Raw genomic sequence first — 7,196 nt, 5'->3', positions numbered from 1 at the left:
TCTGCTGTACCTCCGCAGGACGCGGGTTCGATTCCCGCCGCCTCCACGTGTGGGCCCGCCCCGGTTTTCTGGCGATTTCCGGGAGCGGGCCCACGGCTGTTTCCCCCTCAGCCCAGCCCGGCCGCCGGACCCCTCTCCCGCCGCCAGCGCCCGGCCCGGCATCGAGGTGCCTCCTTCCTCCGCCCTGCCCGGGCTGCTTCCGGCGCCGCTGGCCCCGCACACCTACTGCGGGTATGCCTTCACCTGGCGCAGAGGTTGCGTTAAGCATCCCGCAAATAGGTTCTGGTGTGCGTGATGCGGTCTCTGGGTCTGTGTGCAGGCTGATGGCGGCCGGGAGGTGCGGTGACCGGCTATGCCGACAGCCTGCTGGAGCGGCGAAGTGGTCACCTGCCCCTGCCCGCCAGGGCGGACAGGGGCAGGTGCGGGTGCAGGCGGCCAAGGAGGAGGTGTTGAGCAGTGGACGGTGCGCTGGCAGGTCAGCGGCCGCCTGGCCGCCGGGCCCGGGGCGGCATGCCCGGACAGCTGCAGGCCTGTGGGGTCTTCCGGGGCCTGGCGGGCGGCCGCGGACTGCGTCCTGCTGGCGGTGCTCCCGGATACGGGGTCATGCTGCGTCTTTGCGGCGGCCACCGGGCAAGCGGCCAGGGGCAGCCGGAAGTGCCTGTGCCTGGCAGAGAATGCGGGAAGGAGCCTGAGCACAGCGGTGGTGACGCCCCTGTGGCACCTGCCCAGGGCCGCCCCCTCCCCCGCCCTCGTCGGCTGGTCCGCCCCAGGGCGTGCTGGCTTGGGAGGCCAGCGGCCGGTTTTGCGCAGGTGCGGTGCGTGCACTGTGTCCCGGAAAGGTGTGCTGAGCGGCCGATGGGGCTGAGTGTCCTCCAGCGCGCGCGGCTGCTGCAGACCGGCCGGGAGGCGGGGAGGTGACGTTTGAGATCACTGTCGCCCCGGTGTATACCTCGGGAGGTGCGTGGCGCTGGCAGGCGGTGTGGACGGCTGAGGGGCGACAGGAGCGTGCTTCAGACCGTGGTTTCAATACTCCGTCTGCGGCCCGGGCGGCGGCCGAGCGGTACTGCGACAGTATCGCTGCTGAGTACGCGGATGCCGAGACCTACATCTACACGCCCACTGGCACGGGATGATGCGGCATGTGCCTGCGGTGCAGCTGCGCGGGAGGCCGCCTGCCGGGCGGGTGCTGGGGCGGCCCCGGCGGTACTGCCCCCCAGACGTCGGGGCACCGGGGCCTCGCCTGGCCACGCCATATCGGGCCAGGCTGAGCAGGACTATATACGAGGGGCTTTGCCGGGGCAGGGGGCTGTGGCGGGCCGGGCGGCGGCTAGGGCGCGCTGACGGCAGGGCCCGGCCCTGGTATGCGGGAAGTGGGTCCCGCCGGACGGTTCCCCGAAGAAAGGAGCCGGGATGCGGAAGCCGGCCTGGCGGAGCCCCGTGGTCTGTTTTCATCCAGCGGGCGGACGGCGAGCCAGCCCGTGGCTTCCGCACTGCGCCGCAGGTGTTGTGGCCGTACAGCGTCCTTGTGGGCAGACGGGGCTGGTAACGGAAAGCCGTGTGGTGCGGGGAGCGCCGCTGGTGAGGGTTCTGCCGGTCCCGGCTGCCCGCGCTCAGGCAGCCGCCGCCCGGCAGCGTTGTTCCGCTCCGGGCGGCAGGCCGCGGGGCGGGTGCCGGGTCCTGGGCTGGCAGGCGCGGGCCGGGCTTCCTGTGCTGAGCCCATGGGCTGCCCGCAGCCGCTGAAGGCGGCTGCTGTGCCTTCGTTCCGGGTCTGCCCGGCATGCCCCGGGGGCTTCTCGTGCCGGGTGAGGGCCAGCATGCCCCGGGCAGCTGCCGGGGGCGGCTTGGTCTGTGCGGCGCAGCTCTGCGGTGTGCGCTTTCGCAGCATCTGGCAGCGCCGGCCCTCAGTGCAAAGTCCCGGCGGTGCAGGGCGGTTGGCGGTGTGCCCCTCCCCTGGCCGGCGGGAGCCAGCGAGGCCGGAGGGAGGGCGGCGAAGGACATGGCCCGGCCCGACCAAAGGAGGCCGATGTCCTCCGCCGCCCCCAGCATGCACCGGTGCGACCAGGTATGCCTGGCAACATGCCGTGCCTCCTCGGGAGCCCCGCCGCCCGCCGCCGGGGCTCCCGAGGAGGCAGACGCCAGGCGCCCAGTGCGGCGGGGGTGAACAGCTCCCGCTGTGGCACGCGTTGCGTGGGCGGCGGGCCGCAGGGCCCGTGCTGGCCAGCCTTCACGGCTGGGCAGCATCCAGGGCGGGAGCGCTTGCCGACGGGGCCGGGCGGGGTCATCACGGGCTGCGCAGAGTGTGGAGGCGGCGGGGAGACGGCCCGCAGCGGCGGGCCGGGCACAGCGCGAGGGCTGCGCTGTGCCCGGCAGGACGGTGTTCTGCGGGGAGTGTTCTCCAGCGGCGGGTGCCGCAGGTGCCGCGTGCTGCGACGCCCGGTCTGGGGTGCTGCCCGTCCCGGTGGTCCAGCGCCTGCGGGGGCGGGGGCGCGGGTCTGGCAGCAGCCCCGGGGGGTGTATCTCGTTCCTGGGTGCCCCCGCGCGGCAAGCGGGCGGCCGGAACCTGCCGGGACGCGGGGCGGGTGCAAGCAGTGCCGGACCGTCCTGGCCCTTGAAGCAGCTGGCCTCGGAGCCTGCCCGCTGTGCGGGCCGCCGCCCGGTGCCTGCCCCGGCTGGCCGGAGTGCAGCAGGCGGGGCGGCGCCGGCAGGAAAGCTCCGGGCCTGCAGGGGGCGGTGGCCTCTGTTGCCGACTGCGGTGACGGGGGGGCCTGCGGCCGGCGGGGCCGGTGTGCTGGCGGGCGGGTTGCACACCAACCCGTTATCCGGTGAGCCCTATCCGAGCGGGGCTGCCGCCGAGGTGGATGGTGGCGGTGACGGTGTGGGTGGCGGTGTCGATGACGGGGAGGGTGTTGCTGGTCTGGGTGGTGATGTAGAGGCGGGCGCCGTCGGGGCTCACGGCGGGTTCCAGGGGTGTGCCGTCGACGGGGACGGCGGCGGTGCGCAGGCCGGTTGCGGTGTCGATCATCTGTACTTTTTTGGCGGGGGTTGCCGGGATGTGGGTGGCCCGGGTGGTGACGTAGAGGCATCTGCCGTCGGGTGTGTAGGCGGCTCCGGTGGGCGGTCCCCAGACGTAGAGGGGCAGGCGGACGGCGGTGTGGGTGGCGGTGTCGATGACGGTGACGTGACCGCCCAGGGCGATGCAGGCGCGTGCCGTCGGGGGATATCGCGGCAGCCAGCGGGCCGGGGCCTGCGGGGATGGCGGTGGTGACGGTGCGGGTTGCGGTGTCGATGACGGACACGCTGCCGCTGCTGTAGCAGGGGACGTAGGCGTAGCTGGCGCTGCAGGCGGTGCCGGGCAGGGTGCGCGGCTGGGCGGGCGGCCCGGTGGTGCCCGGCTGCGGCGGGGCCGGGCGGGGGGGCGGTGCGGTATGCGGGGCTGGAGCGGTGCCTGGAGACAGGTGGCAGGCGGACGGGCACGTCTGGTTCCTCCGGGCATCGCAGAGCTGGGCGGCGGGGCTGTCCGGGGATGCTTTCACCGCGGCTGCCTGGCCGTTAAGACGCTTTGCGGCCGGGGAACCGGGGCTGTTGTGCGGGCCGAAGGGAGGTTGCCGGGGCCGCCGCCGGGGCGCGGCAGGGGCAGGAAGGGCCCTGCCCGGCCACACGGTGGCCGGGCAGGGCCGGCACCGCGGTGCAGACGCGCGCCGGGCTGGCGTGAGGCCGCCACGGGTGCGGCTGGAGCCGGCGCCCGGGGCGGCTGCGCTGCGGGCTGGCAGGTTCTGGCGGGCCGGGGCCGTATGGGCGGGCCGATCGTCGGGCCGATCGGCGGGGCTGCAGCAGACGGGAGTGGCGCACAGTGGCGGCAGGCGGCCCGGGCCGTCCGCCGCCGCCGGGCTGCGTGCTGCTGAGGAGCTGCGGTACGGGCCGGCCCGCGGCGGCTGGAGCGGCCTCACCGCCCGGACAGCAGGCCGGCTGCGGCCTGCTGGGTGCTCGTGAAGGGAAGGGAATCATGAAGAAGACGTCTTTCGCGGTGGCTGCGGCGGCTGTGGGTGTGTTCTCACTGGCCGGCTCCGGCGCTGTCTGGGCGGCAGGGGCGGGCCCGTCGCACTGCCAGGACACCCGGGCCGGGCAGCCCTGCAGCCGGCTGACGTTCCTCGGCCTGGCCAGTGCGGCTGTCGGGCGGATGGGGATATTCGAGGGGGCTGAACTGCTGGAGGGGCGCGGAGTATCTCCCTCCGGCAGCACCAGTGATGTCACCGGTATCACCGACTGGGAGTTCATCTTCCGCCTCCCCGGCAACAGGCACGCCGTCATCCAGGCCACCAGCGGCGGGGACTTCTCTGACCCGGCCCTCTATAGCCGGCCGTGGCTGGGCAGCCAGGCACTCACCTGGAACCCCTCGGACTTCATCGATATCGGGGAAGCAGACAGCCGGCTGAAGCACGCCGGCTACACCGGGACCTATGACAGCGTCACCTTCCGCAAACCGCTGTATCCCGGTGTCACGCAGCCCTCCTACATCTTCGGGTTGAGTGACGGCAGCCGGATCGCAGTGGGCGCCGCAGACGGGGCCGTGGTTCCCTTCCGCTGACAGGCCGGCTATGCCGGCCCGCCGTGCCGTGCCTGGCGGCCCCCGGGGGCCGCCAGGCATCATACCGGCGGTCATCGCGCCAACCAGGCCGCCGGCCGGGACTGTGCCCGGCGCCGGCCGGGCCGTGTCCCAGGGGAAACAAGCACCGCCGTGTGCTGCTTGCGGCCCCGGCTCAGCGATACGGCCGAGACTGCCATAGGACTGCGAACTCCCCGCCTGCTGCGTGCCGTCAGCAAACGACGAACCCGCCGCGACGGGCCGTTCCGCATAGCCGAAAGTTCCCGTACTGACGGCGGCCGCCTCGGCGGGTTCGGTTGCCCGGCGGGCAGCGGCAGCGCCGCCGACGTGGCGGCGGTGGCAGCATCGGTATAAACGGTCAGCCGGGTCATCCCGTCCGGCGCCACCGTCTTCACCGGCCGCCTCAGGTCGTCACGGAAAAGTGACCGCGATACGCCCGGCCTGGTCCGTGGCCTTTCGCGGTCCGTCCGTCGTCCTCAGACTGCACGGCCTGAAGGGTGCGGGCCGCCGGGTCGCTGGTGAGTTCACCCTGCGGATGCTGCCGGCCTGCTTCACCGTCCCCCCAGCAGGTCGCGTTCCTCCACCGCCGCATGCGGCGTGCTCACCGTCGTCGCAGCAGGGGTGCATCCGGTGGTGTTGAGCAGGCCTTCACCCCCGGGGCCGCCCGGCACCTTCCGGGATACCTCCGGTCCGGGCCCCGGCCGGAAAGCTCAACACTCAGCGCTTCTGGATGGAAATATTGGTCTTCTGCCCTCCAGTTGCGCCAACGCCATCCACCCAGTAGTCACTTGACAACGGCTTTGTCAGTAGCGAACCGCCGTGGGTATAAGACATCGTTTCATACTTGGCGGTACGGCCCTCGTCATCCTTGAAGGTCATTTCTACCACAGGCGTCGCCCATGAATATGCAGTAACTCCGTACTCGCGGGTTGCCCCCGCCTTTATGGTCGAGTCATGCTCATACGAATTAGGCAGAGGGCGCCACAAATGCAGGTGCCCCTCGATGACCTGCTCATACGTACCCCACCAGTCCTTGCCAGACGGTTCCTTGATCCGCATGTCCGTAAGCTTCAGGTCCTTCCCGGTGTCATTAGTGATGCGAACCGTGTTGTACACACCCTGCGCCTGCACATCATCCCCCGGCGTCATATACGGGGCAGATGCGACGGCACTGGAAGGAGACATGCCGGCCTGAGGTGCCGGAGAAGTAGCGGACGCCGCTCCCGCGATGCCCGCAGTCAGGCAGCCCGATAGGGTCACAACAAGAACCGCCTTGCGCGCAACAGTCATTTTTCCGGTCCCTTCACGGTTACGGTTGAAGCCTTACACCCCCATCTTCCAATGATTTATCTACTTTCCAGGCCCCCTGGCCGGCCACAGCTGCGCTGCAGCTGGGTCCCCGGATCGGCCGGTGTTCCGTAGTCCTGCTGGGGGACGCATGACGGCCGCCGGCGGCGGGGGCGGGATCCACGCCGGCCCGCGCGGGCCGGCGCTGTCCGCTCTTCAGACTGCCTCCGCGTTGCCGGTTATTATCACTCTCCATACCCCGGAGAATCCAACATTTCCTTGTCTGTTTGCACGAATTCCCGGACCGGCGCGCTCCTGGAAAGAAACGCATCAAAGGCCCGGGCCCCGTCTTCAAGGTTTTCCGCGCTGAAGTAGTGGCCGATGGAGCCGGGGAAAATCTTCCGGCTCAGCTCATGGAGCCGCGAGGCCTCCAGCTCTCCCATGAGGATGAACTTCGTCCCCTGCGCCTGCTCTTCCATATAGCTGATCGCCCGTTCGGTCGCCAGGGGCTTTGTCCACTTGCCGCGGATTCCTGCATTCTTCCTGAATACTGTGTAGTCAAATACCCGGCTTACTTTTCGAGTTCTGCTGTTCCGTGCAGGCCGCACCGGTCGAAGGCTATTGCGGCGGCAGCACACATGGCCAGGTTCTTGTCCGCTCCCTGGCCTATTTGCGCTGCCTTTTCGCGCAGCTGCGCGGACCGGGCTGCGGAGGCCGGGGCCGAGCGGTGGTGGCGGGTGCCGTCGGCCCAGTAGGTGTAGCCGTGACTGTCCCGCCGGAAGGCCCGCTACGACATTCGTGCTGGTGTCGAGGGCACCATCTCCCAGACGGTCCGACGCACCGTGCTTCCAGACCGCCAAGCAGGAATGCGGCCTGGACGACTACCAGGTCCGCCGCTACCCCGGCTGGCACCGCCACATCACCCTGGCCATGGCCGCCCACGCCTGCCTCGCGATCCTGTGGGCCCGCGAACTCGACACCGGGAAAGCAGAAACGGATCCTCCGGCCTCGTCCCCCTCAGCCTCCCTGAGCTCAGACGCCTGATCCACCACCTCACCCACCGCCGACCAGCCTCGCTCGACCACGTCCTGCACTGGTCCCACCGGCGCCGCCGACGACAACACCAAGCCCGAATCAGCCACTACCAACGACGCGGCCACACACCACCAGAACCTGCCCAACCGTCACGACAAGGACCGTTGCAGTACTAGGACCTCGTTTCACTTGGTGAGCCGCCGGTAGTTGATGAGGCTGGTGGCGATGGCTGTGAAGGCGAGGAAGTGCTCGGGCTTGCGCTCGTAGCGGC

4 protein-coding genes and 2 pseudogenes are annotated in these 7,196 nt (G+C 70.8%); 2 read left to right on the top strand and 4 right to left on the bottom strand.

The features are described from left to right. Window positions 1–2,815: 2,815 nt before the first annotated feature. Window positions 2,816–3,022, bottom strand: a complete 207-nt coding sequence (locus ACFZBD_RS34940) for a YncE family protein (protein WP_391147728.1) — start codon at window positions 3,020–3,022, stop codon at window positions 2,816–2,818. Window positions 3,023–3,227: 205 nt separating this feature from the next. Then, window positions 3,228–3,533, bottom strand: a pseudogene (locus ACFZBD_RS34935) (hypothetical protein); the annotation flags it as partial. A gap of 470 nt (window positions 3,534–4,003) precedes the next feature. On the opposite strand from ACFZBD_RS34935, the gene ACFZBD_RS34930 reads away from it, so the two are divergent. Beyond that, window positions 4,004–4,585: a hypothetical protein gene (locus ACFZBD_RS34930; RefSeq protein ID WP_391147726.1), complete on the top strand. Its 582-nt coding sequence runs from the start codon at window positions 4,004–4,006 to the stop codon at window positions 4,583–4,585. Between the two features lie 735 nt (window positions 4,586–5,320). On the opposite strand, the gene ACFZBD_RS34925 is transcribed toward ACFZBD_RS34930, so the two are convergent. Beyond that, a complete protein-coding gene (locus ACFZBD_RS34925) occupies window positions 5,321–5,893 on the bottom strand; it encodes a hypothetical protein (protein ID WP_391147724.1) in 573 nt (190 codons plus the stop codon). 242 nt (window positions 5,894–6,135) lie between these two features. Continuing rightward, window positions 6,136–6,498 (bottom strand): hypothetical protein, encoded by a 363-nt coding sequence (locus tag ACFZBD_RS34920; RefSeq protein ID WP_391147722.1) that lies wholly within the window; start codon window positions 6,496–6,498, stop codon window positions 6,136–6,138. Between the two features lie 160 nt (window positions 6,499–6,658). On the opposite strand from ACFZBD_RS34920, the pseudogene ACFZBD_RS34915 reads away from it, so the two are divergent. Further along, a pseudogene (locus ACFZBD_RS34915) lies at window positions 6,659–6,934 on the top strand (IS701 family transposase); the annotation flags it as partial. Window positions 6,935–7,196: the final 262 nt, after the last annotated feature.

The sequence above is a fragment of the Streptomyces sp. NPDC008121 genome, from assembly GCF_042957155.1.
In the GTDB taxonomy this organism is placed as follows: domain Bacteria; phylum Actinomycetota; class Actinomycetes; order Streptomycetales; family Streptomycetaceae; genus Streptomyces.
This window is presented reverse-complemented; position numbering and strand designations above follow the sequence as displayed.